The following is a 24,693-nucleotide window of genomic DNA, read 5'->3' on the forward strand; positions in this document are numbered from 1 at the left end:
CCATGCGCCTGTTTCTCTGCGAAAAACCCTCCCAGGCCAAAGATATCGCCAAAGTGCTCGGCGCCACCCGCCGCGGTGACGGCTGCTGGCAAGGCACTGACGTGTGCGTGACCTGGTGCATCGGCCACCTGCTCGAAACCGCCCCGCCCGACAGTTACGACGCCCGCTACAAGCGCTGGAGCCTGGACGACCTGCCGATCATCCCGGGCCAGTGGAAAATGCTGGTCAAGCCAAAAACCGCCAGCCAGTTCAAGGCAGTCAAACGCCTGCTTGGCGAAGCGCGCGAACTGGTCATCGCCACCGACGCCGACCGCGAAGGCGAGATGATCGCCCGTGAGCTGGTCGAGCACTGCCGGTACCGCGGCCCGATCCAGCGCCTGTGGCTGTCGGCGCTGGACGATGCCTCGATCCGCAAGGCTCTGGCCAAGCTGCTGCCCGGCAGCGAGACCTTCAGCCTGTACCATTCAGCTCTGGGCCGTTCGCGTGCCGACTGGCTGATCGGCATGAACATGAGTCGGCTGTTCACCCTGCTCGGGCGTCAATCCGGTTATCAAGGCGTGTTGCCCGTCGGCCGTGTGCAAACCCCGACCCTGCGCCTGGTGGTAGACCGCGATCGCAGCATCGCTGACTTCGTGCCAGTTCCGTTCTGGGCCATCGACGTGCAGCTTGAGCATGCCGGCAGCCTGTTCAACGCACAGTGGCGCGCGCCTGAAGACGCCTGCGATGATCAGGCCCGCTGCCTTAACCAGAGCCTGGCCCAGCAAGCCGCCGCCGATATCGCTGCGGCTGGCAGTGCGCAGGTCAGCAAGCTGGTCACCGAGCGCGTGCGCGAAGCCGCACCACTGCCGTTCGATCTGGGCACCCTGCAGGAAATCTGCTCGAAGAAGTTCGGCTACGGCGCCCAGGAAACCCTCGACATCGCCCAGGCCTTGTACGAAACCCACAAACTGATCACCTACCCGCGCAGCGACTGCGGCTTTCTGCCAATGAGCCAGCACGCCGAGGCGCCGGCCATTCTCGCTGCATTGCAGCGCGCCGATGCCAGCCTGGCGCCGCTGCAAGCGCACCTGCAGCCGCAACGCCGCTCGCGCGCCTGGAACGACGCCAAGGTCAGCGCCCACAACGGCATCATCCCCACTGCCGCCGCCAGTGACCCGACGCGCCTGCCGCCCAAATACAAGGCCGTCTACACCCTGATCCGCGCGCGTTACCTGGCGCAATTTCTGCCCAACCATGAATACGACCGCACCCAGGCTGATTTCGATTGCGCTGGCCACGCCCTGCGCGCCGTCGGCAAGCAGATCGTCGAACCCGGCTGGCGCCGCGCCCTGCCAGAGGCGCTGACGCCGGCCAAGGGCCGTGAAGCGCCGCCGGCGCAGGTGCTGCCAGCCTTGCAGCAAGGCCAGGTCTGCGCAGTGCGCAACGTCCAGCTCAAGGACCTGTGGACCCAGCCGCCGAAGCCTTTCACCGAAGGCGACCTGATCAAGGCGATGAAAAACGTCGCCAAGCTGGTGGATGACCCCAAGCTTAAGCAAAAGCTCAAGGACACCACCGGCATCGGCACCGAGGCCACCCGCGCCAGCATCATCCAGGGCCTGCTCGACCGCGGTTATCTGGTCAAGAACGGCAAGGCCCTGGCCGCCACCCCAGCCGCGTTCAGCCTGATTGACGCCGTCCCACGGGCCATTGCCGACCCGGGCACCACGGCGATCTGGGAGCAGGCTTTGGACATGGTTCAGAGCGGCGAAATGACCCTCGAGGAATTCGTTGCCCGCCAATCGGCCTGGATGGGCAAGCTGGTGGAGCGCTGTAGCGGCATGCGCATGACCATCAGCGGCCCGCTGGCACCCGCCGGTGGCAAGAAGGCGCCCTGGAGCAAGAAGCGCCGCTCGGGCACCAAGGCCAAAGCGGCCGACGGCAAGCCCAAGGCGGCCAAGCCGAGGGTTGCCAGGCGCAAGGCCACTACCTGAGCCTCCGACCTGGCCTCAGGTGCCGCTCTTGAGTCGGCTGAAGGCTCGGGTCAGTTCGCGGTTGAATTGCTTGCCATTGTCGTTCTTGCTGTACAACCGCGCGCGCACCTCGGCCGGCGGATAGGTGCCGGGGGCGTTGCGGATCTGCGCATCGACCAGGTTGTCGGCGGCACTGATCGCATTGGCGTAGTGAATGGTGTCGGTGATCGGTGCGATCACCTCGGGGCGCATCAGGTAGTCCATCAAGGCCCAGGCCGCCTGCGGGTGCGGTGCGTCCTTGGGCACCACCAGCGCGTCGAGCCAGATCAACGTGCCCTCCTTGGGGATTCGGTAATCGAGGCTGTAGGTTTTGCCCGCCTGCTGCGCCTGGCCCTGGGCGATAGCCACGTTGCCGTTCCACGACATCGCCACGCAGGTCTCGCCGTTGGCCAGGTCGCTGATGTTGCGGTCATTGTCGAAGTAGCGGATGTACGGGCGGATCTTGCGCAGTTGTGCCTCGGCCAGCTTGAGGTCCTCGAGGCGCTGCTGATTGATGTCCAGGCCCATGTAGCGCATCACTGCGGCAAACACTTCGTTGGGGTCATTGAGCAGGCTCACCCCGCAATCGGCGAATTTCGCTACCACCGCCGGGTCGAACAGCATCGCCCAGCTGTCCAGCGGCGCATCGCTCAGGCGTGCGGTCACGGCCTGCTGCTGAAAACCGACCCCGGTGGTGCCCCAGGCGTAGGTCCCGGCATAGCGGTTGCCGGGGTCGAACACGGCCATGTGCTGACGAAACTCCTCGCCCACACCCTGCAGATGGGGCAGCCGGCTTTTATCCAGCGGCTGCAACGCGCCGCTGGCAATGGCCCGGCTCAGGTGCTGACCGGCGCTGAGCACCAGGTCATAGCCGCTGCGCCCGGTCAGCAGTTTGGTTTCGGCGGTTTCCAGCGAATCGAAGTGGTCGGCGACCACGCGGATGCCGGTTTCCTTCTCGAAATTGCTCAGCGTGTCTGGCGCCAAGTACTCGCCCCAGATGTACAGGTTGACGGTGTGCTGCGCCGCATCGGCGGCGTGCCCCGCCGCCGCGCTGCCGGCCAGCGCCAACCCAAGTGCCAGCACAGAGGCTTTCATCAGCGAGGCCCTCCGGCGTATTGCGGCATGGTGATGCAGGCAACGTTGCCGCCGCCGAGCAGAATCTCGCGCGAGTTTTCGATGCCGATGATGCGCTTGCCCGGGAACAGCTCTGCCAGGGTCGCCTGGGCCACACTGTCATTGCGGTCGCCGAACAACGGCACGACGATGGCCGAGTTGCCGGCGTAGTAGTTGATGTAAGACGCACAGATCCGCGTGCCGGCTTCGCGCACATGCGTGCCGTCGACCTGATCCAGCCCGGCGGCTTCGGCAGCGGTCCACTGCAGCACATCGGGTTGGGGCAGCTTGTGCACCTTGAGCTCACGGCCGCGGCTGTCGCGGGTGCTGCGCAGGATGTCGTAGGCTTCCTGGTATATCTCCCACTGCGGGTCATCGCGGTTGTCGGTCCATTGCAGCACCACCTCGCCGGGCCGTACAAAGCAGGCCAGGTCGTCGACATGGCCGTCGGTTTCATCGAACTTGCAGCCACGTGGCAGCCAGATCACCTGCTCGGCACCAAGGTAATCCTGCAGGCGCCGGGTCACTTCTGCTTTGCCCAGATGAGCGTTGCGATTGCGGTTGAGCAGGCATTGCTCGGTGGTCAGCAGGCTGCCTTGGCCGTCACTCTGGATGCCGCCGAGTTCTGCGATCAACGGCGCACGGTAGCGGTCCAGGTTTTCGATCTCGAGGACCTTGCGAGCGATCTGGTCGTCCTTGTCCCATGGGTAGTAGAGGCCACCGTCGAGGCCGCCATAGGCGTTGAATTCGAAGTCGACGCCGCGTACCTCGCCGCTGTCATCGTTGACCACGAAGCACGGTCCGCTGTCGCGAAACCAGGTGTCATTGCAAGTCATCTCCACTACCCGCACCGCCTCCGGTAGCAAGCGTCGGGCATTGGCGTATTGCGCGGCGGAGGCACACACAGTGACCGGCTCGCTGCTGGCAATCGCCTTGACGATCTCGACCCACACCTGCTGCGCCGGCTTGGCGCCATTGCGCCACACGTCCGGCCGCTCCGGCCAACCGAGCCAGCAGCCGGCCTTTGCTTCGAACTCGCCGGGCAAGCGGAAACCATCGGCCTTGGGGGTAGTGCTGAGCGAACGTGCCATGGGTCAACCTCGTCGTGACTGGGTGGGATGAGCCGAAGCTACGCCGCCAGCGGACGCACATCCAACGATGAAAACTCAGCGATTGGTGAATTGAATTCACGGTTCGCTGATCTGTTCGATGAACCAGTCAACGAAGTCGCCCACTGCACCGCGCTCCAGCCGCAAGCGTTCGCAGACCAGCGCGTACTGCCCCTGCGCGGTCACACTGGCGCTGAACGGGCGCACCAGCCGGCCACTTTGCAGGTCGGCCTGGCAGGTCAGGTTGTCGCCCATGGCTACGCCCTGGCCGAGCAGCGCCGCCTCCAGCGCCAACGCCGCATGGGGGAAGTACAGCTGGCGGTTGGGCTGGCCGTCTTCGGCGTGGGTGGCCAGCCACGAGGTCCAGGTCTTGCCGTCCTGGTCGTCGTGCAACAGACAGTGGCGCAACAGGTCGCGCGGGCGCTTCATGGCGCTCTGGTTGAACAGGCCGGGGCTGCATACTGGAAAGAACTGCAGCAGCGGCAACGGCCGCACGAAGTGCGTGCTGGCGTCCAGCGCGCTGGTGCCGTAGGTGATCGCCAGGTCAACGTCCAGCGCTGGCGCCCCGGCATTGATCGGCTGTTCGAGTAGATGCAGGGTGATATGCGGGTAGCGGCTACTGAAGTCAGCCAGGCGATTGATCAGCCATTTCTGCGCCAGCTCTGCCGTAACCGCAACCCGCAGCACTGCCTGCGAAGCCGGGTCACGCAGCTCGTCACAGGCCTTGCCGATCAACTCGAACGCCTGTTGCAACTGCTGCAGCAGGCGCTCGGCTTCAGCACTCGGGCGCACCTGGCGGCCGACCCGCTCGAACAACGCCACGCCCAGTTGCGCTTCTAACTGGCGAATCTGGTGGCTGACTGCGCTGTCGGTGACGCACAGCTCGGCGGCGGCCCGGCCGAAATGGCCATGGCGAGCGGCGCACTCGAACGTGCGCAAGGCGGTCAGCGAGGGCAGACGGCGCATGGTTGAAGTCCTGACAGGCGGCTGATGGGCATCGCCAGCATCAGCCAGGCGTTGCAATAAATACAAGCTTGCTGGCGAAACCAGCACCAGCTGCTAGATTTTTCAGGCTGAATCACAGCGCCGTCTAGAGCTCGCAATGACCCCCACTACCCTGCTGGACGAAGTCCGCGCGTTTCGCAGCCAACACCCCGAAGTGCGCTATGTCGACCTGATCAGCCTGGACATCCCCGGGCATTTCTACGGTAAACGCTACCCCATCGACATGCTCGAAAAGCTCGCCGCCGGCAGCCCGCTGAAGCTGCCGCAGAACTGCGTGCTGCTCGGTGCCCAGGGTGGCTTGTTCCCGATTGGCGATTACTGCTTCAACGATGGCGACCCGGATGCACTGCGCCGGCTGATCCCCGGTACGCTCAAGCCGGTCAGCTGGGAAAAGCAGCCACTCGGGCAGATGCTGATCAGCTCCGACGGCACCGATGCGCCCATAGAGTTCGAGCCGCGCGAGGTCCTCGCCCGGGTGCTGCAGCGTCTGCAGGCGCGGGGCATTCGCCCGGTGGTTGCATTCGAGCTGGAGTTTTACCTGTTCGACCGCGCGCTGCAGGACGGCCTGCCGCAGTTTCCCCGCGACCCGGTCAGTGGCGATCGCGATGACCAGCCCAACCTGCATATCGAGCGGTTGTCGCGCTTCTGCGAAGTGCTGCACGACATGGTCGAAACCGCCAACGCCCAAGGCGTCGATGCCAACGTCATCACCGCAGAGCTCGGCCCGGGTCAGTTCGAGATCAACTTCGGCCACTGCGACGACGGCCTGCGCGCCGCCGACTGGGCCGCCCTGTTCTGCCGCAGCAGCCGCGGTGTGGCGCGCAAGCACGGCCTGCGCGCCAGCTTCATGAGCAAGCCCTACCTGCAGGCACCCGGCAGTGGCATGCACGTGCATGTCAGCCTTTACGACAGCAGCGGCAACAACGTGCTCGCCGCCGACCAGCAGCGGCCGTTGCGCCATGCCGTGGCCGGCTGCCTGGCGCTGCTGCCGCAGTGCATGCCGATCTTTGCCGGCAACCACAATGCGTTTCGCCGCTATGGCGCCATGGTCAACGCCGCCAGCCGCGCCAGCTGGGGCTTTGAAGATCGTGACGCGTGCATTCGCATCCCCGAGTCGGACTCACGCAACCTGCGCATCGAGCATCGCCTGGCCGGTGCCGACGCCAATCCGTACCTGGTGCTGGCGGCAATCCTCTGTGGCATGGAGCAAGGTCTGGCGGCCCGACAAGAGCCGATTGCCCCGCTCAATGATGATCGCACCAGCGGCATCGACTTTCCCAAGGACATGCTTAGCGCGGTGGCCGCGATGCAAGCGCATCCTGCGGTCAGTGCCGGGCTCGGTGAGGAGTTTGTGAAGGTGTACTGCGAAAACAAACGCCAGGACCACCTGGCCTTCATGAATGAAGTCAGCGCACGCGAGTATCACTGGTTCCTGTAGCGGGCGGCTAAACCGCCTCGATACTGGCCACACCCGACGCTGGCGTTTACCATGGCAGCCTTTGCCGCGGCCTTTTGCCGCGCACTGCCGCTAAGCCCGAATCCTCATGCCTTTCGAACTCTCCGTTGAACCGCTGACGCTGCTGATCCTGACACTGGTTGCCTTTGTTGCCGGCTTTATCGACGCCATTGCCGGCGGCGGTGGTCTGTTGACTACCCCTGCGCTGCTGACCGCGGGCATGCCGCCGCATCTGGTGCTGGGCACCAACAAACTCAGCTCGACCTTCGGCTCGGCCACCGCCGGCTTCACCTACTACCGGCGCAAGCTGTTCCACCCGGCGCAGTGGCGTCCGGCGCTGTTCGGCACCCTGGTAGGTGCCCTGCTCGGCGCGGTGATCGCCCATTACCTGCCGGCGGAGTGGCTGAACAAGATGCTGCCGGTGGTGGTGTTTGCCTGTGGCATCTACCTGTTGTTCGGTGGCACGCCAAAGGCGCCGCTGGACGCCGATGCGCCGATCAAGAAAACCTGGCAGTTGCCTCAGGGCTTCACCCTGGGCTTCTACGATGGCGTCGCCGGGCCAGGCACCGGTGCGTTCTGGACAGTCAGCACGCTGCTGCTGTATCCGATCGATCTGGTCCGCGCCAGTGGTGTGGCGCGGAGCATGAACTTCGTCAGCAACGCGGCGGCGCTGACGGTGTTCATCGCCTCTGGTCAGGTCGACTATATCGTGGGCCTGGCCATGGGCCTGGCGGTGATGGTCGGGGCGTTCTTTGGCGCACGCACGGCAATCAGCGGCGGCAGCAAGTTCATCCGCCCGGTATTCATCACTGTGGTCCTGGCGCTGACCGTGCGCCTAGCCTGGCAGCACTGGTTCGGCCAGGCCTAAGCGGCGCGCCACATACAGATCGATCAAGTGCCGGGCAATCGAACGCCCGGCCGGCAGTGGCGGCAGGGCATGCACGTTGAACCACTGCGCATCCTCGATCTCGTCCGGCTGCATGACGATCTCGCCACCGGCGTACTCGGCGTGAAAACCGAGCATCATCGAGTGCGGGAACGGCCAGCACTGGCTGCCGACGTACTGGATGTTCTTCACCTCTACCGCCACCTCTTCACGCACTTCACGCACCAGGCAGTCCTCAGCCGACTCGCCCGGCTCGGCAAACCCGGCCAGGGTGCTGTACACGCCAGTGACAAAGCGCGGTGAGCGCGCCAGCAGAATCTCGTCGCCGCGGGTGACCAGCACGATCATGCTGGGCGAAATGCGCGGGTAGCTGCGCAGGTCGCAGCGGGCACAGTGCATGGCCCGCTCCCAGTGGATCTGGGTCATGGCCTGGCCGCAGCTGCCGCAAAAGCGATGCTCACGCGCCCAGGTGCCGATCTGCGCCGCGTAGCCAAGCAGCTTGTAGATATCGAAGTCGCCTTCGAGCATGAACTGGCGCAGGCCACGCCAACCGCAACCGCTCACATCAGCAGTGCTACGCAGCTCCAGCAGGAACACCGGCTCACCGTCGAAGTGACCGATGCCGTGCTCGCAGAGGATGTCCAGGTCCTGGCGCTTGAGCCATTCACGCGGGAACAGCACGCCGTTATCGTCCAGCAGAAACCCGTCCGGGCCGCGGGCCACGGCCAGCCCTCCGGCGACATTGGGGTCGAGTACTGCGCTAGTCCAGCGTGCTGACATGGTGGGCTTTCCTTCAAGCGCGTCCACCGCCTCGGTCAGTCGGCGAACGTCGGTTTCTGTTTGCTCATGTGAGCCGCGACGGCGACCCGCAAGTCTTCGGACTGCAGCATGGCGGCGTTCCAGGTCGCAATGTACTCAAGGCCATCGGCGATACTGTGCTCGCGCATGTAATTGAGCATCTGCTTGCTGCCGGCCACGGCAATGGGGGATTTTCCCGCAATTTCACGGGCAATGGCAAAGACTCCGTCGAGCAGCGCCGCGTGATCGGGGTAAACCCGGTTGACCAGGCCGATCTGGTGCGCCTCCTGCGCCTCGACATGGCGCCCGGTGTAGGCCATTTCGCGCATCACGCCATCAGCGATGATCCGCGGCAGGCGCTGCAGGGTGCCGACGTCGGCGGCCATGCCCATGTCGATTTCCTTGATCGAAAACTGCGCGTCGCTGCTGCAATAACGCATGTCACAGGCCGAGATCAGGTCGATGGCGCCGCCCAGGCAGTAGCCCTGGATCGCTGCCAGCACCGGTTTGCGGCAGTTGTCGACGGCGGTGAACGACGCCTGCATGTTGAGGATGGTCTTGCGTAGCAAGCGCGCATTGCGGCCGACGTCCTTGCCCAGCTGGTTGGCCAGCGAGGCCAGCATCATCAAGTCGATGCCGGACGAGAAGTGCTTGCCGGCGCCGCTGATGACCACTGCGCGGACCGCATCGGTGTCATCGATCCACTGGAAGATCTCGATGATTTCCTGCCAGAACGCCGCGTTCATCGCGTTGATTTTTTCCGGGCGGTTGATCTGCACGTGAGCGATGTTTTCGGTCAGTTCGACTGTGAACGCGGTGTAGTCGGTCATCGGTGGCACTCTGGTGGCAAATGGGGTCTGCGCCGGACTATAGCGCACCTGTTGGTCATCTGCTTAAGGTCTGCTGGATTCTGAATACTGCGCCTGGTTTGAGGACGTCCGGGGCTGCTTTGCAGCCCTTTCGCGACACAAGGCCGCTCCTACAGTTGCGCAATGAGCGTGCTTTGCGGCACCGTGCGCGACTGCAGAATCATAAGGATACAAATTCATGGAACGCTCCCTGCCGAGCACCCTCGCCCATTCGTTTCTTGGCCAGTCGCCGCGCTGGTACAAGGCGGTAATCTGCCTGTTCCTGTTGCTCAACCCGCTGGTGCTGGCCACTCTAGGCCCGGTAGCGACGGGCTGGCTGCTGGTGATCCAGTTCATCTTCACCTTAGGGATGGCACTCAAGTGCTACCCGCTGATGCCAGGCGGGCTGCTGCTGATCGAGGCGTTGTTGCTCAAGCTGACCACCGCCCAGGCGCTGTACGACGAACTACTGCACAACTTCCCGGTGATTCTGCTGCTGATGTTCATGGTCGCCGGCATTCACTTCATGAAGGAACTGCTGCTGTTCCTGTTTTCGAAGATCCTGCTCGGGGTGCACAGCAAGACCGTGCTGGCGCTGCTGTTCTGCGTACTGTCAGCGTTCCTCTCGGCGTTTCTCGATGCACTGACGGTAACGGCAGTGATTATCAGTGCCGCAGTCGGCTTTTATGCGGTGTATCACCGGGTCGCTTCCGGTGCCAATCCACGTGAAGACTCGGAGTTGGGCAGCGACCAGCAGGTCGCCCAGCTGCACCGCGAAGACCTTGACCAGTTCCGCACCTTTCTGCGTAGCCTGCTCATGCACGGCGCTGTCGGCACCGCGCTGGGCGGCGTCTGCACGCTGGTCGGCGAGCCGCAGAACCTGCTGATCGGGCATGAGCTGGGGTGGCACTTCGCTGACTTCTTCTTCAAGGTCGCGCCGGTATCGCTGCCGGTGCTGGGTGCCGGCCTGCTGACCTGCGTCGTGCTGGAAAAGCTACGCCTGTTCGGCTACGGCACCCTGATGCCGACGCGCGTGCGCCAGGTGCTGGCCACCCACGCGGCCGAGGACGATGCCGCACGCACGCCGGCCCAGCGCCTGGCACTGTGGGTGCAAGGGCTGGCGGCGCTGCTGTTGATTGTCTGCCTGGGCCTGCACATTGCCGAAGTCGGCTTGATCGGCCTGATGGTGATAGTGCTGATCACGGCCTTCACCGGTATCACCGATGAGCACCGTCTGGGCCGTGCCTTCCAGGACGCCATGCCATTCACCGCGCTACTGGTGGTGTTTTTTGCGGTAGTGGCGGTGATCCACCAGCAGCAGCTGTTCAGCCCGTTGATCGCAGCGGTGTTGGCCCTGCCGCCCGAGCAACAACCGGGCATGCTCTATCTGGCCAACGGCTTGCTCTCGGCAATCAGCGATAACGTGTTCGTTGCCACCATCTACATCACCGAAGTGAAGCAGGCGTTCATCGACGGACGCATGAGCCGCGAGCACTTCGAGACCCTGGCGGTGGCGATCAATACCGGCACCAACCTGCCCAGCGTGGCCACGCCCAATGGCCAGGCAGCGTTTCTGTTTCTGCTGACCTCGGCGATCGCGCCGCTGGTGCGCCTGTCGTACGGGCGCATGGTGTGGATGGCGCTGCCCTACACCGTGGTCATGGGCGGCCTGGGCTGGTATGCGGTGACCTACTGGTTGTAACCGGCAGTGTTCAGGCGCTCTGCCGCCGCATGGCCAGGATCGCAGCGCCAAAGCCGATGAAGGTAGTGCCCACCACCCGGCTGACCCAGCGAGCAAACTGCGGCCGGGTCAGCACGCCTTTGGCCCGTGCTGCGAGGCTGGCGTAGACCGCCAGCGACAGCAGCGACAACGCCATGAAGATCGCGGTCAGGATCAAGAACTGCGGCAGCAATGCCGCGCCCTGATCGATGAACTGGGGAAACAAGGCGGTGAAAAACATGGTCGCCTTGGGGTTGGTCGCTGCGGTCAGAAACGCCGACTTGTATAGTTTCAGCCGCGTCGGCCTGAGCACCTTCACCGGTGCTGCGCCCGCCTCCGCCAGCATCGGATTCTTCTTCAGCAGCTGCTTGCCGCCGAGATAGAACAGGTAGGCTGCACCGAGAATCTTCACCGCGTTGAACAGCACTTCCGAGCTGGCCAGCAGCGCGCCCAAGCCGAGCATCGCCGCAGCCGACAGGCAGAACAGCCCGCTGACATTGCCCAGCGATGACCAGATCGCCGAACGTGCGCCGTACAGAATACTGTTGTTGATCGCCATCAACGAGGCCGGCCCTGGGCTGGCAATGGCGATCGCGGCGACCAGGGTGTAGGCAAGTAGCGAGTGGCTGTCCATGGCGTGTAACCCGATAAGCAAGTGAGGTGCTGCAGCGCTTGACTGTGCACAAGAGGCTCCGATGCTAAAGCACTCACTCACCCCGCATAAGTTACAGATGACCCTGAATCAGGCCATACAGAGCCCTCGCAGCATTCAAGCAATCTGCTCGCCCTTGGGCAGTGCGCGCTGCAGATCCTGCGCCGAGGGCTGCCCAGGATGCAGCGTCACCGGCACCGACTTGGCCGCCGGCACTTTGCTGCGTTCGGCGTGATGCCACAGCGGGATCAATGCGTTGCACTCGGGGTAATACGCCGCCGCGCAACCTGCGGGGATGTCGTAGGCGATGATCTGCATCGGCCCGACTTCGCGGCGCACGTCAGGCTCGACGGCGGTGCGCAGGTTGACCCAGTCGCCCGGGGCAAAACCCAGCCGAGTGACGTCGCTGTGGTTCATGAACACCACGCTGCGAGTGCCATGCACGCCGCGAAAGCGGTCATCGTAGCCATAGATGGTGGTGTTGAACTGATCGTTGCTGCGCAGCGTCATCAACTGCAGTACATCACGCCGCTCAGGGCTGACGGATACGTCATCATCCTCATCCAGGCGCCCGGCCGTGACGAACTGCGCCTTGCCCGATTCGGTCTGCCACTGGCGCTCGCAGGCCGGCAGCGGCCGATGGAAACCACCGCGCTGCCACATGCGGGTTTCCATGTCGTGGAAGATCTGCGGATACACCGCTGCGATCGCCTCGCGTACCAGCGCGTAGTCACGGCGCCAGGCGTCCCAGGGGATGTTCGCCTGCCCCGCGGTCAGGGTCGCTTCGGCCAGCCCGGCAATGATCGCTACTTCGGCGCGCAGGTGCTCGCTGGCCGGCTCCGCGGTGCCGCGCCAGCCATGCAGGCAGCCGGTACTGTCTTCGGTGCTGTAGCTTTGCGCCACACCGTCCTGGCGGTCGATCTCGATACGCCCCAGACACGGCAGCAACCAGCCATCGCGCCCCGGCAGCAAGTGGGTGCGGTTGAGCTTGGTGGCGACCTGCACGTTCAACTGAAGGTTGGCCCAGGCCGGCTCCATTCGCGAGGTGTCCGGGATAGCCCGGAGGAAGTTACCGCCCAGACCGATGAAGGCTTTCACCGAGCCCGCGAGGATGCCCTCACAGGTATCCACGGTAGCCAGCCCCATCTGCTCGGGCACCTTGAAGGCGAACAGCGCTTCAATCTTGTCCACCGGCACTTTGGCCGGGTCTTCGGTGATCCCTACTGTGCGCTGGCCCTGCACGTTGGAATGGCCACGCACCGGGCACACACCGGCGCCGGGCTTGCCGATATTGCCGCGTAGCAGCAACAGGTTGACCAGCATCTGCACGTTGGCCACGCCATGACGATGCTGGGTCATGCCCATGCCGAACACCAGCATCACCCGCTCACTGCGGGCATATACCGTGGCGGCGGCTTCCATCGCCGCGCGGGCCAGCCCCGAGCGCTGCTCGAGCGTAGCCCAGCTGTAGCTGTCGACCTGTTCGACAAAGCTGGCAAATCCCTCGGTATGTTCGGCGATGAAGGCATGATCGAGCACCGCCGGCCGGCCCTCGACATGTGCCACGCGGTCCATCTCCAGCAGCGTCTTGCTGATGCCAAGCACCGCCGCCAGATCGCCGCCGATGGCCACTTGATGATACTGGCTGCTGATCACCGTAGAGTCTGGGCCAAGCATCTGGCGCGGTGACTGCGGGTTGACGAAGCGCTCCAGGCCGCGCTCGCGCAGCGGGTTGAAGGTGATGATCGGCACCCCACGCCTGCGCGCATGCTGTAGTGGGTGAAGCATGCGTGGGCTGTTGCTGCCGACGTTCTGGCCGAAGAAGAAGATGCAGTCGGTCTGCTCGAAGTCTTCCAGGGTAACGGTGCCGACCGGCACGCCAATGCTCTCCTGCAAGCCAACCGAGGTGCTCTCGTGGCACATGTTGGAGCTGTCCGGCAGGTTGTTGCTGCCGTAGGCACGGGCAAACAGCTGGTACATGAACGAGGCTTCCAGCGAAGCCCGCCCCGAGGCATAGAACACCACTTGCTCGGGCGACAGCCTGCGCAGGGTCTGGCCGATTTCACGGTAGGCCTGCTCCCAGCTCACCGGCAGATAGCGATCACTGGCACGGTCATAGCGCAGCGGCTCGGTCAGGCGCCCATGCTGTTCAAGGTCGTGGTCACTCCAGCTGCGCAATTCGCTGAGGGTATGCCGTGCGAAGAACTCAGGTTTGGTGCGTAACGAAGTCAGCTCCCAGGCAGTAGCCTTGGCGCCGTTTTCACAGAACTCCAGCGCATGCGGATTACCCGGTTTGGCCCAGGCGCAACTGACGCAGGCAAAGCCGTCCGGTTTGTTCTGCTTGAACAGCGCCTTGGGTGACTTGTCCAAGGCCTGCTCACGCCAGAGGATGGTCATCACTGAGTGCGCCGACCCCCAACCTCCCGCCGCCGAGTGATAGGGCTTGAAGCGGGCGTGCGGATGAATAAGCGACGACATGGCGTGCCTCGGCTGGCTGGATCAGAGGATTTGTCTAGATATTACGAGGCGAGACTGAGGGCTAAAGTTCAGGGCGGTTGCGGCGGGTCGACGCCAACGGTCGATCCGGCTACTGTGGGCGGCCGAGTTCCCTCACGCAAAGGATTGAAGCTGTGATCACCTGCCACCTGAAATACGTTATCGACCCCTATCAGATACCTGCATTCGAGGCCTACGCGCGGCTATGGATCGGCCTGGTCAATCGCATGGGCGGCACCCATCACGGTTATCTGCTGCCCGCCGAGGGCGCGAGCAATATCGCTTACTGCCAGTTCAGCTTCCCCAGCCTTGCCGCCTACGAGCAGTACCGCAAGGACTCTGAGAGCGACCCTGAGTGCCAGGCCGCATTTGCCCTGGCAACCGAACAGCGCTTTATCCTCAGCTACGAGCGCAGCTTCATGCGCCCCGTGTTCGAGTAAGTGCATCAGGGCAGCGTCTGCTGCCCCTTGCACATGTGCCCCGCTAGGCCGCCAGGCGCCCGCTGGCAATCGCTTCCGAGGCCGCCAGCATCGCGCGCAACAACACCGCGCAACCAGCGCCAAGATCTTCCGGCGTGGCGTTCTCGATTTCGTTGTGGCTGATGCCGTTTTCGCACGGCACAAAGATCATCCCGGCCGGCCCCAGCTCAGCGAGAAAGATCGCGTCATGCCCTGCCCCGCTGACGATATCCATGTGCGACAGCCCCAGCGCACCTGCAGCACTGCGGACTGCCTCGACACAGGTCTTGTCGAAGTACAGCGCAGGGAAATCCGCAGTCGGCGTCAGCTCGAAACTCAGCCCATGTTTGGCACAGGTCGCCTCGATCACCGCTTGCACTTCAGCGATCATCGCTTGCAACCGATCGGCTTCAAGGTGACGGAAATCCAGGGTCATGCGTACTTCGCCGGGGATCACGTTGCGTGAGCCGGGATACGCCTGCAGACAGCCGACCGTACCGCAGGCATGCGGTTGATGGCTGTGCGCGGTGCGGTTGACCGCTTCGACCACCGCCGCCGCGCCGACCAGAGCGTCCTTGCGCAGGTGCATCGGCGTCGGCCCGGCATGCGCCTCGACCCCGCGCAGGGTCAGGTCGAACCACTTCTGGCCAAGCGCGCCGAGCACCACGCCAATGGTCTTGGCCTGATCCTCAAGGATCGGCCCCTGCTCGATATGCGCCTCGAAATAGGCGCCCACCGGATGGCCGAGTACCGCGCGCGGGCCGGCGTAGCCGATCCCGTCCAACGCCTCGCCGACGCTGACGCCTTGCGCATCGGTCTTGGCCAGCGTCTCTTCCAGAGTGAACTTGCCGGCGAACACCCCGGAACCCATCATGCACGGCGCAAAGCGGGAGCCTTCTTCGTTGGTCCACACCACCACTTCCAGCGGTGCTTCGGTTTCCACGCCGAGGTCGTTCAGGGTGCGGATCACCTCCAGCCCGGCCATGACACCGAAGCAGCCGTCGAACTTGCCGCCAGTGGGTTGAGTGTCGATATGGCTGCCGGTCATCACCGGCGCCAGCGCAGGATTACGCCCGGGCCGGCGGGCAAAGATATTGCCGACCGCGTCGATGCTGACGCTGCAACCAGCGGCCTCGCACCACTGCACGAACAGGTCGCGCGCCTGGCGGTCGAGGTCGGTCAGGGCCAGCCGACAGACGCCGCCCTTGGCCGTGGCACCGAGGCGCGCCAGTTCCATCAATGATTGCCACAAGCGCTGGCTGTCGACATGGCTGTGGCTGGATTGCAGGACATCCTTGGCAGGGGTCATGGGCATATCTCCTCAGGCAAATGAGTGGCTGCGTGGTTGTGCGTGCGGCTTTATGGCAACGGCTTGGCCAGGCGCACCGGGCTGCGTGCGGCCAGCGGGCCGAGCACGTAGTACAGCGCCGCACCCAGCAGCGAACCGGTGAACCAGCCATAGTCGTAGAACCAGCTGAAGCTGCTGTTGCCGATCGACATCACCGTCAGCGCCACTGGCAGGGCAAAGGCCACAAAACCGGCCCAGTTCCAGGCCGGATAGGCGTCATCGCGGTACAGCCCGGCCAGGTCCAGTTGCTGTCGGCGGATCAGGAAGTAGTCCACCACCATGATCCCGGCGATCGGCCCGAGCAGGCTCGAATAGCCCAGCAGCCAGTTGGAGTACACGCTCTCAAGGCTCAGGTCGGAGACGATCCAGCCCAGTTTCTTCAGCAGCTCGTGGCCCATCAGCAGCAGGCCGATGACACCGGTCAGCAGCACTGCGCGGGTGCGCCCGATCAGGCGCGGGGCGATGTTCTGAAAGTCGTTGGTCGGCGAGACGATGTTGGCCGCAGTATTGGTCGACAAGGTGGCAATCACGATCAAGGCCATGGCCAGCGCGACCCAGCCTGGGCTCTGGATGCGGCCGATCAGGCTGACCGGGTCGGATATGGTTTCCCCGACCAGCGACGCCGAGGCCGCGGTCAGCACCACGCCCAGTGAAGCGAACAGGAACATGGTCAGCGGCAGGCCAAAGATCTGCCCGAGAATCTGGTCTTTCTGGCTCTTGGCGTAGCGGCTGAAGTCGGGGATGTTCAGCGACAAGGTCGCCCAGAAGCCGACCATCGCCGTCAGCCCGGCGCAGAAGTAACTGACCACGCTGGCGCCTTCCGGGCGTTTTGGCGGCTGCGCCAGCAGTTCGGTCATCGACATATGCGGCAAGGCCCAGAACAGCAGACCAAAGCCGACCGCCACCAGCAGCGGCGCCGAGAGCGTCTCCAGCCACTTGATCGACTCCGCCCCGCGCAGCACTACCCACAGGTTGAGCACCCAGAAGATCATGAAGCCGATCACCTCACCGGTGCCGGCCAGGGCCTTCCAGCCATCGAAGATCGAGCTGAGAAACAGGTGGATGGCCAGGCCGCCGAACATGGTCTGGATACCAAACCAGCCACAGGCCACCACCGCCCGGATCAGGCACGGCACGTTCGAGCCGATGATGCCGAATGACGAACGCAGCAGCACCGGGAACGGGATGCCGTACTTGGTGCCGGGGAAGGCATTCAGGGTCAGTGGGATCAACACGATCAGGTTGGCCAGCAGGATCGCCAGCAGCGCTTCGCCCACACTCAGGCCGAAATACGCCGTGAGCACACCGCCCAGGGTGTAGGTCGGCACGCAGATGGACATGCCCACCCACAGCGCGGTGATGTGCCACTTGTTCCAGGTGCGCTGGTGCACCTTGGTCGGTGCCATGTCGTGGTTGTAGCGCGGGCTGTCGAGGACGTCGGAGCCTTCGGACAACTCGCACAAGCCGTCCTTTTCGATCACTTGCGATCTGCTCTGTTGCATGGGGCCTTCTCCAGGTTTTTCTAATTGTTTGCTCATCGGGCTAATGCGATGGCCGGAGTACCACCAGCAGTACTGCACCTGCGGCCCGGCCTGGCTGCGGGCGCACTCAATAAACGTGCCGAGTCGGCCAAAGGCTGTCTCGCTTGCCGCCGCCGGCCGCAGGTAACGTGCTGTTGTGCAAAGCATTCAAGTCATTCTTCGGTGTTGCCCTCGGTGGTGGCGGCCGGTGAACGTCAAAGCCGATTCACGGCAGCGGGTTTCAAACTGGTGCAGGCAATTTATTTTCACTTTGGCGTGCCTGTGTATCGCCGGATTTAAACATCTGATTTCGCATGAGAAATCTTGACCAAATTGGCATCTTGTCAAGTGCGTCAAAATGGTGAGGCGCCTCACCATTTTGGTGAATTTTGATTTTTATCCTTATAAATCAACTGCTTAATAACGATATATGCTTATAAAAATATTTCTTGAACAATAGTAGATCAACAACTAGATTTCATTCTTGTCAGGTCTGACAGGATTGAAAATATCCTCCAGCTACTGGCAGCACGATAATTTCAAGAACCGGCCAAGACCGGTCAGCCTGCGAGGAAGACGGCATGTCCCTGATGATCCGTGGTGCCACCGTGGTCACCCACGAAGAGAGCTACCCCGCCGATGTCCTGTGTGTCGATGGCCGTATTCAGGCCATTGGGCAAAACCTCGATGTACCCGCCGGCTGCGAGATCCTCGATGGCAGTGGCCAGTACCTGATGCCTGGTGGCATTGACCCGCACACCCATATGCAATTGCCGTTCATGGGCACCGTGGCCAGCGATGACTTTTTCACCGGCACCGCTGCAGGTCTGGCCGGTGGCACCACCTCGATCATCGACTTCGTCATCCCCAACCCGCAGCAGTCGCTGCTCGAGGCTTTTCATACCTGGCGCGGCTGGGCCGAGAAGTCGGCGAGTGACTATGGTTTTCATGTCGCCATCACCTGGTGGAGCGAACAGGTTGCCGAAGAGATGGGCGAGCTGGTGGCCAAGCATGGGGTCAACAGCTTCAAGCATTTCATGGCCTACAAGAACGCGATCATGGCGGCCGACGATACTCTGGTCGCCAGCTTCGAGCGCTGCCTGCAACTGGGCGCGGTGCCGACCGTGCATGCCGAAAACGGCGAGCTGGTCTATCACCTTCAGCAAAAGCTGCTGGCCCAGGGCATGACCGGCCCCGAGGCACACCCGCTGTCACGCCCGCCGCAGGTAGAAGGTGAAGCCGCCAGCCGTGCCATCCGCATCGCCGAGACGCTGGGTACGCCGGTGTATCTGGTGCACGTCTCGACCCGCGAAGCACTCGACGAAATCACCTACGCCCGGGCCAAGGGCCAGCCGGTCTACGGCGAAGTGCTGCCCGGCCACCTGCTGATCGACGACAGCGTGTATCGCCACCCGGACTGGTCCACAGCCGCCGGCTATGTGATGAGCCCGCCGTTCCGCCCGCGCGAGCACCAGGAAGCGCTGTGGCGCGGCTTGCAATCGGGCAACCTGCACACCACTGCAACCGATCACTGCTGCTTCTGCGCCGACCAGAAAGGCGCCGGGCGCAATGACTTCAGTCGCATCCCCAATGGCACCGCCGGCATCGAAGACCGCATGGCCGTGCTCTGGGACGCCGGCGTAAACAGTGGCCGGTTGTCGATGCACGAGTTTGTTGCGCTGACCTCGACCAACACCGCGAAGATCTTCAACCTGTTCCCGCGCAAGGGCGCGATTCGCGTCGGCGCCGATGCCGACCTGGTGCTGTGGGACCCGCAAGGCACACGGACGATTTCGGCCAAGACCCACCATCAACGGGTCGACTTCAATATCTTCGAAGGTCGCACCTTGCGCGGTATCCCCAGCCACACCATCAGCCAGGGCCGACTGGTCTGGGCTGACGGTGACCTGCGCGCCGAAATGGGCGCCGGGCGCTACCTGGAACGGCCCGCCTACCCCTCGGTATTCGAAGTGCTCAGCCGCCGCGCCGAGCACCAGCGCCCGACGCCCGTCGAGCGCTGATTCAGCCTGCAAGGCGCACCGGCCCGGGAGAGGCCGGGCGCAGCCGTATTGCTGTTGTCTGCCATCAACCCAGACCGGCCAGGCGAGTAACCGCCGCCTGTACCGACAAAAAAAAGAGAGAGGCTCCAACCGTGATCGATGCCCTGAAGCACTTGCCGCGCCCGCGTGCCGGCGCCGAACAACTGGCCGATAACTTCGGCGATCTCGCCCCCCCCCTCACCGCCCGCCAGGCTGCCGTGGAAAGCGCCCGCTGCCTGTACTGCTTCGATGCACCGTGCATCAACGCATGCCCCAGCGATATCGACATCCCGTCGTTCATCCACCGAATCAGCGACGACAACCTGCAGGGTGCCGCCGAGAAGATCCTCTCGGCGAACATCCTCGGCGGCAGCTGCGCGCGGGTCTGTCCGACCGAGATCCTCTGCCAGCAAGCCTGCGTGCGCAACAACGCCCAGGAATGCGCACCGGTCCTGATCGGCTTGCTGCAACGCTACGCAGTAGACAATGCCAATTTCAGTGAACACCCGTTCAAGCGCTCACCTGCCAGCGGCAAGCGCATTGCCGTGGTCGGCGCCGGCCCTGCCGGGCTGTCGTGCGCGCACCGGCTGGCCATGCACGGGCATGACGTGGTGGTCTACGAAGCACAAGAGAAGGCCGGTGGCCTCAATGAATACGGCATCGCCCGCTACAAGCTGGTGGACGACTACGCCCAGCGCGAGGTCGATTTCTTGCTCGGCATCGGCGGCATCGAGATTCGCCATGGTCAGCGCCTGGGCGCCAACCTCAGCCTCACCGAGCTGCATCAGCAATATGATTCGGTGTTCCTCGGTGTGGGCCTGAATGCTGTGCGCCAGCTGGGTCTGGCGGACGAAGAGGCGCCAGGCCTGCTCGCAGCCACCGAGTACATCCGCGAGCTGCGCCAGGCTGATGATCTCAGCCAACTGCCGCTGGCAGAGCGCTGCCTGGTGATCGGCGCGGGCAACACGGCGATCGATATGGCCGTGCAGATGAGCCGCCTCGGCGCTCGCGACGTCAACCTGGTGTATCGCCGCGGCCATGCCGACATGGGCGCCACCGAGCATGAACAGGATATCGCCAAGGCCAACCAGGTCCGCTTGCACACCTGGGCGCGCCCCGATGCGGTGTTGCTGGATGACATGGGTCGCGTGCGTGGCATGCGCTTCATACGTACCGAGATGGCCGACGGTCGCCTGCGCGACACCGGCGAAAGCTTCGAGCTGGCTGCCGATGCCATCTTCAAGGCCATCGGCCAACGCTTCGACGACACCAGCCTGAGCGACCCACTGGCGGCGCAACTGGCCCGCGACGGCGAGCGCATTCGCGTCGACCAGTGCCTGCGCACCAGCCTACCCGGCGTGTATGCCGGCGGTGACTGCACGGCGCTCGGCCAGGACCTCACCGTACAGGCAGTGCAACACGGCAAACTGGCCGCTGAAGCCATCCATGCCCAACTCATGCTCAATGTGGAGGCCGCATAAATGGCCGATCTGTCCATCGTATTCGCTGGCATCAAGGCGCCCAACCCGTTTTGGCTGGCCTCCGCACCACCCACCGACAAGGCCTACAACGTGGTCCGCGCGTTCGAGGCTGGCTGGGGCGGTGTGGTCTGGAAAACCCTCGGCGAAGACCCGGCCGCAGTCAACGTGTCGTCGCGCTACTCGGCGCACTTCGGCGCCAACCGGCTGGTGCAGGGCATCAACAATATCGAACTGATCACCGACCGCTCCCTGGAGATCAACCTGCGCGAGATCACCCAGGTGAAGAAGGACTGGCCGGATCGCGCGCTGATCGTGTCGCTGATGGTGCCCTGTGAAGAGGAGTCGTGGAAGTTCATCCTGCCGCTGGTCGAAGCCACCGGTGCCGACGGCATCGAGCTCAACTTCGGCTGCCCCCACGGCATGCCCGAGCGCGGCATGGGCGCGGCGGTCGGCCAGGTGCCCGAATACGTCGAGATGGTCACCCGCTGGTGCAAGACCTACTGCTCGCTGCCGGTGATCGTCAAGCTGACGCCGAACATCACCGACATCCGCCAGTCGGCGCGCGCGGCCCATCGCGGAGGCGCCGATGCGGTGTCGCTGATCAACACCATCAACTCGATCACCAGCGTCGATCTGGACCGCATGGTCGCCCACCCTATCGTTGGCGATCAGAGCACCCACGGCGGCTACTGCGGCTCGGCGGTCAAGCCGATCGCGCTGAACATGGTTGCGGAAATTGCACGCGATCCGCAGACCCGCGGCTTGCCGATCTGCGGCATCGGTGGCATTGGCAACTGGCGTGATGCTGCCGAGTTCATCGCCCTGGGCAGTGGCGCAGTACAGGTGTGCACGGCGGCGATGCTGCATGGTTTTCGGATTGTCGAGGACATGCAGGACGGCTTGTCGCGCTGGATGGATCAGCATGGCCATCAAAGCCTGGAAGCGTTCCGCGGTCAGGCGGTGGCGCACACGACTGACTGGAAGTACCTGGACATCAACTATCAGGTCATCGCCAAGATCGATCAGGATGCCTGCATCGGTTGTGGCCGCTGCCATATTGCCTGCGAAGACACCTCGCACCAGGCCATCGACAGCACGGTCAAGGCGGATGGCACGCACATCTACAGCGTGATCGATCAGGAGTGTGTGGGCTGTAACCTGTGCCAGATCACCTGCCCGGTCGAGAACTGTATCGAGATGGTCCCGCAGGACACCGGCAAGCCGTATCTGAACTGGACCCAGGACCCGCGCAACCCCTACCGCGAAGCCAGCTGAGGGCTGAACAGCGGCTATACAGTGCGCCGGGCTCAAGCCCGGCGCAGCTGTTTCAGGGCTCCAGGCCGATCCCGCGCAGGATCACCCCGGTTACGGTCTGGATGGCGCGCTCAAAGGCCATGTCCGACAGCGGCTCACCACCGTTGAGCAACGTCACCTGATAGCCAAAGTCGGCGTAGTGCTGGGTGGCGGCCCAGATCATGTACAGCAAGGCAGACGGCTCGACCGGCAGAATCTGCCCTTCTTCGACCCAGCGACGGATCTTGTTCTCCTTCAACTGCGCCCACGGCACCAAGCTTTCGTCCAGACTGGTGCCGAGCAGCGGCGCGCCGTGAAGCATCTCTTCAGCCCAGATCTTTGAGCCCAGCGAGCGCGAGCGCGAGTGGCTCATCTTGGCCCGGATGTAACTGGTCAGCACCACCCGCGGGTCGTCGAAACGCTCGAAGCACAGGGCGTCCTGCTTCCAAACCTCGAGCAGGTCCTGCAGCACGGCGCGGTACAGGTCGTCTTTGGTGTTGAAGTAGTAATGCAGGTTGGACCGCGGCAGCTCGGCCTGCTCGGCGATATCACCCATCGACGTCGCGCCGAAGCCCTTCTCGGCGAAAACCTTTTCGGCAGCGTGCAGAATCTTTTCGACGTTACGGCGGCGGATCTCGATCTTGTGGTTGGCCATGGCCTGTCCAAAACGACTGAAACCCGTCAAGGCTAACAGTTTTGCCGGCGTTACTCACTCGGCAAGCGGCGCCCTGCGCTGCAGGCGTTGCAGCAGGCAACGGCCAGCTGCAAGCGCCCAGACCAACAGCGCGATCACGCTGACGCTGAACAGCATGCCCGAGACGCCGCTCTGGCTGATCAGCTTGCCGGCGAAGAACGGGAAGCCGAATACGCCGATGAAATACGCCAGGCTGAACAGCAGCAACGCCTGCGCGGTCAGGTGCGGCGGCGCTTCATTGGCTGCCAGGCCATTGATCACCGAGTAATTCAGGCCGTAGCCGATGCCCAGCACGCCGGCAGCCAGCACATAGCTGAAGCTGTCATGCACCCAGCTGGCAAAGCCCAGCACGGCGATCAGCATGAGTGTGGTCAAGGCCAGCGAGGCCGGCAGCGGACTGCGTTTGACCACCCAACCGGCGATCAACAACCGGCAGGTGATGGCGGCGCCCATGAAACCGATGAAAAACAGCGAATAGTCCAGACCAAGACTGGCCGCGTAACTGGTCTGGAAACTGCCCATGCCGCCAAAGATCGCCCCACCCAGGCCGACCATCACGATCGACAACGCCGAGCGCGAGCGCAGCACCTCGGCCGCCGAGCGCAGGCTGATCTGTACCGGCTCGCTGGGGCGCTGCTGGGCGATGGCAGTGGCCGCGCCCAAGCGCCAGAAGTAGCCACCGCCCAGCGCTGCGATCAACGCGGCAGTGATGAACGCGGCCTGGACCGGCAGCCCCGCCAGCGCCGCCAACTTGCCCGCCAACGGGCCGCTGCCGATGCCGGCCAGCATGCTCCCGGACAACAGCGCAAAGCAGTGCGTGCGCCGCGCCGGCGCGACCATCGCCGCGACCATGATCGGCCCCACGGTGTAGAACACGCCCCAGCCGATGCCAAGCAGTGCACCGCAGGCCATCAGCATCAGGCCCAGTCCCGGCGCCGTGGCGAAGCCCAGTGACGCGAGCACAAGGCACAGTGCACCCAGCGCAATACAGCGGGCCGCGCCCAAGCGCTGCAGCACGTGGCCGGATACCAGCACCGCGATCAGAGTACTGACCATGGCCACCGCGAATACCTGACCAGCATCGTGCTCGTTACCGCCGAACGAGCGCACCAGCAGCGACACCAGAAAGGTCGCGCCATAGGCAATCGAGAGCAGGAAGCTGGCAAAGCAAAAGGCGCCGAATCGAGGGGTGGCGGGTGAGTTCATCGGCGCGATCCGTGGGCGAATGGGAGTTGCTTTCTAACACGGCCGGAGGCTGCCTTAGGCATGCCAATGCCGGAGTTGAGTTAACCAGGATTGCATCTTTCAGTCTGGATCACCCCGCTCGCTAGAGATCGCGAGCCATCAGCCACTGCTCCTTGTCCCAGGCCTCAAAGCGCTCCAATACATGCCAGCCGCGCTTGGCGTAGTAAGCGCTCTGGTCGTGGGTGTGCAGGTACAGGCGAGGGATGCCCAGTGAGCTGGCGTGAGCGCAGATCGCTTCGATCAACTGCGCCGCCAGGCCCCTGCCGCGAGCCTCGGGCTCGACCAGTACACATGCCAGCCAAGGGCCGAGGTCTGGTCGCTCAGGCAGGTCAGCGGCTGCCAGGCAGGCGCCGCCCAGCAAGCGCCCTTGCTCGAGCGCGACCAGGCATTTCCAGTCACCATTGCGCTGGCCCTCGGCAAACTCCGCTTGCCAGTCGGCCAGCGGCTGCGTTGCATACTCGTAGCTGAATTGCTGGTGAAGCCGTTGCGCCATATCGGCGCAGTGGTGCATGTGCTGTTCGAGCCAGTGCAGCGAATGCATGAG

Annotated in this window: 20 protein-coding genes; 8 read left to right on the forward strand and 12 right to left on the reverse strand. The window is 63.8% G+C overall.

Annotated features, from left to right (window positions below; all coding sequences use genetic code 11):
- The first annotated feature begins 2 nt into the window (after positions 1 to 2).
- The gene (locus ACIOAU_RS16405) at positions 3 to 1,970 is read left to right on the forward strand and encodes a DNA topoisomerase III (protein ID WP_401183314.1); all 1,968 of its coding nucleotides are present in this window, start codon (positions 3 to 5) and stop codon (positions 1,968 to 1,970) included.
- Between the two features lie 15 nt (positions 1,971 to 1,985).
- Here ACIOAU_RS16405 and ACIOAU_RS16410 read toward each other — a convergent pair whose 3' ends face one another.
- The 3 genes from ACIOAU_RS16410 to ACIOAU_RS16420 all read right to left on the reverse strand — a co-directional run bounded on the left by ACIOAU_RS16410 (position 1,986) and on the right by ACIOAU_RS16420 (position 5,176).
- The gene (locus tag ACIOAU_RS16410) at positions 1,986 to 3,083 is read right to left on the reverse strand and encodes an extracellular solute-binding protein (protein WP_188036307.1); all 1,098 of its coding nucleotides are present in this window, start codon (positions 3,081 to 3,083) and stop codon (positions 1,986 to 1,988) included.
- Positions 3,083 to 4,192, reverse strand: coding sequence for an agmatine deiminase (gene aguA / locus ACIOAU_RS16415; protein WP_188036308.1), 1,110 nt, complete (start codon positions 4,190 to 4,192; stop codon positions 3,083 to 3,085). Before aguA ends, ACIOAU_RS16410 begins: the two co-directional genes overlap by 1 nt.
- 96 nt (positions 4,193 to 4,288) lie before the next feature.
- Complete coding sequence (locus ACIOAU_RS16420) at positions 4,289 to 5,176, reverse strand: LysR substrate-binding domain-containing protein (RefSeq protein ID WP_101320864.1); 888 nt, start codon at positions 5,174 to 5,176, stop codon at positions 4,289 to 4,291.
- 136 nt (positions 5,177 to 5,312) lie between these two features.
- Here ACIOAU_RS16420 and ACIOAU_RS16425 point away from each other — a divergent pair, with 136 nt between their 5' ends.
- Entirely contained in the window at positions 5,313 to 6,653 is a 1,341-nt protein-coding gene (locus tag ACIOAU_RS16425; protein WP_188036310.1) for a glutamine synthetase family protein, read from the forward strand.
- Positions 6,654 to 6,759: 106 nt separating this feature from the next.
- On the forward strand, positions 6,760 to 7,539 hold the full coding sequence (locus tag ACIOAU_RS16430) for a TSUP family transporter (RefSeq protein ID WP_101320867.1): 780 nt from the start codon (positions 6,760 to 6,762) through the stop codon (positions 7,537 to 7,539).
- On the opposite strand, the gene nudC is transcribed toward ACIOAU_RS16430, so the two are convergent.
- Positions 7,507 to 8,337, reverse strand: coding sequence for an NAD(+) diphosphatase (nudC, locus tag ACIOAU_RS16435; protein WP_150569890.1), 831 nt, complete (start codon positions 8,335 to 8,337; stop codon positions 7,507 to 7,509). The genes ACIOAU_RS16430 and nudC overlap by 33 nt on opposite strands.
- A 35-nt stretch (positions 8,338 to 8,372) precedes the next feature.
- The gene (locus tag ACIOAU_RS16440) at positions 8,373 to 9,185 is read right to left on the reverse strand and encodes a crotonase/enoyl-CoA hydratase family protein (protein WP_101320871.1); all 813 of its coding nucleotides are present in this window, start codon (positions 9,183 to 9,185) and stop codon (positions 8,373 to 8,375) included.
- Positions 9,186 to 9,402: 217 nt separating this feature from the next.
- Between ACIOAU_RS16440 and nhaB the strand changes: the two genes are divergently transcribed.
- Positions 9,403 to 10,905 carry a sodium/proton antiporter NhaB gene (nhaB, locus tag ACIOAU_RS16445; RefSeq protein ID WP_188036311.1) on the forward strand — a complete coding sequence of 501 codons (1,503 nt, stop codon included), beginning with the start codon at positions 9,403 to 9,405 and terminating at the stop codon, positions 10,903 to 10,905.
- Positions 10,906 to 10,915: 10 nt separating this feature from the next.
- Here the strand turns inward: nhaB and ACIOAU_RS16450 are convergent, their stop codons facing one another.
- Together ACIOAU_RS16450 and ACIOAU_RS16455 are read right to left on the reverse strand one after the other, a co-directional pair.
- Positions 10,916 to 11,557 (reverse strand): LysE family translocator, encoded by a 642-nt coding sequence (locus ACIOAU_RS16450; protein WP_101320875.1) that lies wholly within the window; start codon positions 11,555 to 11,557, stop codon positions 10,916 to 10,918.
- Positions 11,558 to 11,692: 135 nt separating this feature from the next.
- Positions 11,693 to 14,053: an FdhF/YdeP family oxidoreductase gene (locus ACIOAU_RS16455; protein ID WP_188036312.1), complete on the reverse strand. Its 2,361-nt coding sequence runs from the start codon at positions 14,051 to 14,053 to the stop codon at positions 11,693 to 11,695.
- A gap of 152 nt (positions 14,054 to 14,205) precedes the next feature.
- Between ACIOAU_RS16455 and ACIOAU_RS16460 the strand changes: the two genes are divergently transcribed.
- Positions 14,206 to 14,511, forward strand: coding sequence for an NIPSNAP family protein (locus tag ACIOAU_RS16460; protein ID WP_101320879.1), 306 nt, complete (start codon positions 14,206 to 14,208; stop codon positions 14,509 to 14,511).
- 43 nt (positions 14,512 to 14,554) lie between these two features.
- Here the strand turns inward: ACIOAU_RS16460 and ACIOAU_RS16465 are convergent, their stop codons facing one another.
- Both ACIOAU_RS16465 and ACIOAU_RS16470 read right to left on the reverse strand, forming a co-directional pair.
- A complete protein-coding gene (locus ACIOAU_RS16465; protein ID WP_188036313.1) occupies positions 14,555 to 15,838 on the reverse strand; it encodes a Zn-dependent hydrolase in 1,284 nt (427 codons plus the stop codon).
- Positions 15,839 to 15,888: 50 nt separating this feature from the next.
- Positions 15,889 to 17,379: an NCS1 family nucleobase:cation symporter-1 gene (locus tag ACIOAU_RS16470; RefSeq protein ID WP_188036314.1), complete on the reverse strand. Its 1,491-nt coding sequence runs from the start codon at positions 17,377 to 17,379 to the stop codon at positions 15,889 to 15,891.
- 599 nt (positions 17,380 to 17,978) lie between these two features.
- Here ACIOAU_RS16470 and hydA point away from each other — a divergent pair.
- The 3 genes from hydA to preA all read left to right on the forward strand — a co-directional run bounded on the left by hydA (position 17,979) and on the right by preA (position 22,192).
- Positions 17,979 to 19,418 (forward strand): dihydropyrimidinase, encoded by a 1,440-nt coding sequence (hydA, locus tag ACIOAU_RS16475; protein ID WP_188036315.1) that lies wholly within the window; start codon positions 17,979 to 17,981, stop codon positions 19,416 to 19,418.
- Positions 19,419 to 19,549: 131 nt separating this feature from the next.
- On the forward strand, positions 19,550 to 20,917 hold the full coding sequence (locus ACIOAU_RS16480) for an NAD(P)-dependent oxidoreductase (protein ID WP_188036316.1): 1,368 nt from the start codon (positions 19,550 to 19,552) through the stop codon (positions 20,915 to 20,917).
- Positions 20,918 to 22,192 carry an NAD-dependent dihydropyrimidine dehydrogenase subunit PreA gene (gene preA, locus ACIOAU_RS16485; RefSeq protein WP_101320890.1) on the forward strand — a complete coding sequence of 425 codons (1,275 nt, stop codon included), beginning with the start codon at positions 20,918 to 20,920 and terminating at the stop codon, positions 22,190 to 22,192.
- A gap of 52 nt (positions 22,193 to 22,244) precedes the next feature.
- On the opposite strand, the gene ACIOAU_RS16490 is transcribed toward preA, so the two are convergent.
- The 3 genes from ACIOAU_RS16490 to ACIOAU_RS16500 form a co-directional block, all read right to left on the reverse strand.
- Positions 22,245 to 22,865, reverse strand: coding sequence for a TetR/AcrR family transcriptional regulator (locus ACIOAU_RS16490; protein WP_101320893.1), 621 nt, complete (start codon positions 22,863 to 22,865; stop codon positions 22,245 to 22,247).
- Between the two features lie 54 nt (positions 22,866 to 22,919).
- Positions 22,920 to 24,110 carry an MFS transporter gene (locus tag ACIOAU_RS16495; protein ID WP_401183326.1) on the reverse strand — a complete coding sequence of 397 codons (1,191 nt, stop codon included), beginning with the start codon at positions 24,108 to 24,110 and terminating at the stop codon, positions 22,920 to 22,922.
- A 121-nt stretch (positions 24,111 to 24,231) separates the two neighbouring features.
- Complete coding sequence (locus tag ACIOAU_RS16500) at positions 24,232 to 24,690, reverse strand: GNAT family N-acetyltransferase (RefSeq protein ID WP_188036319.1); 459 nt, start codon at positions 24,688 to 24,690, stop codon at positions 24,232 to 24,234.
- Between the last annotated feature and the right edge of the window lie 3 nt (positions 24,691 to 24,693).

The organism is Pseudomonas sp. NPDC088322 (assembly GCF_044740745.1).
Classification (GTDB): Bacteria; Pseudomonadota; Gammaproteobacteria; order Pseudomonadales; family Pseudomonadaceae; genus Aquipseudomonas; species Aquipseudomonas shirazensis.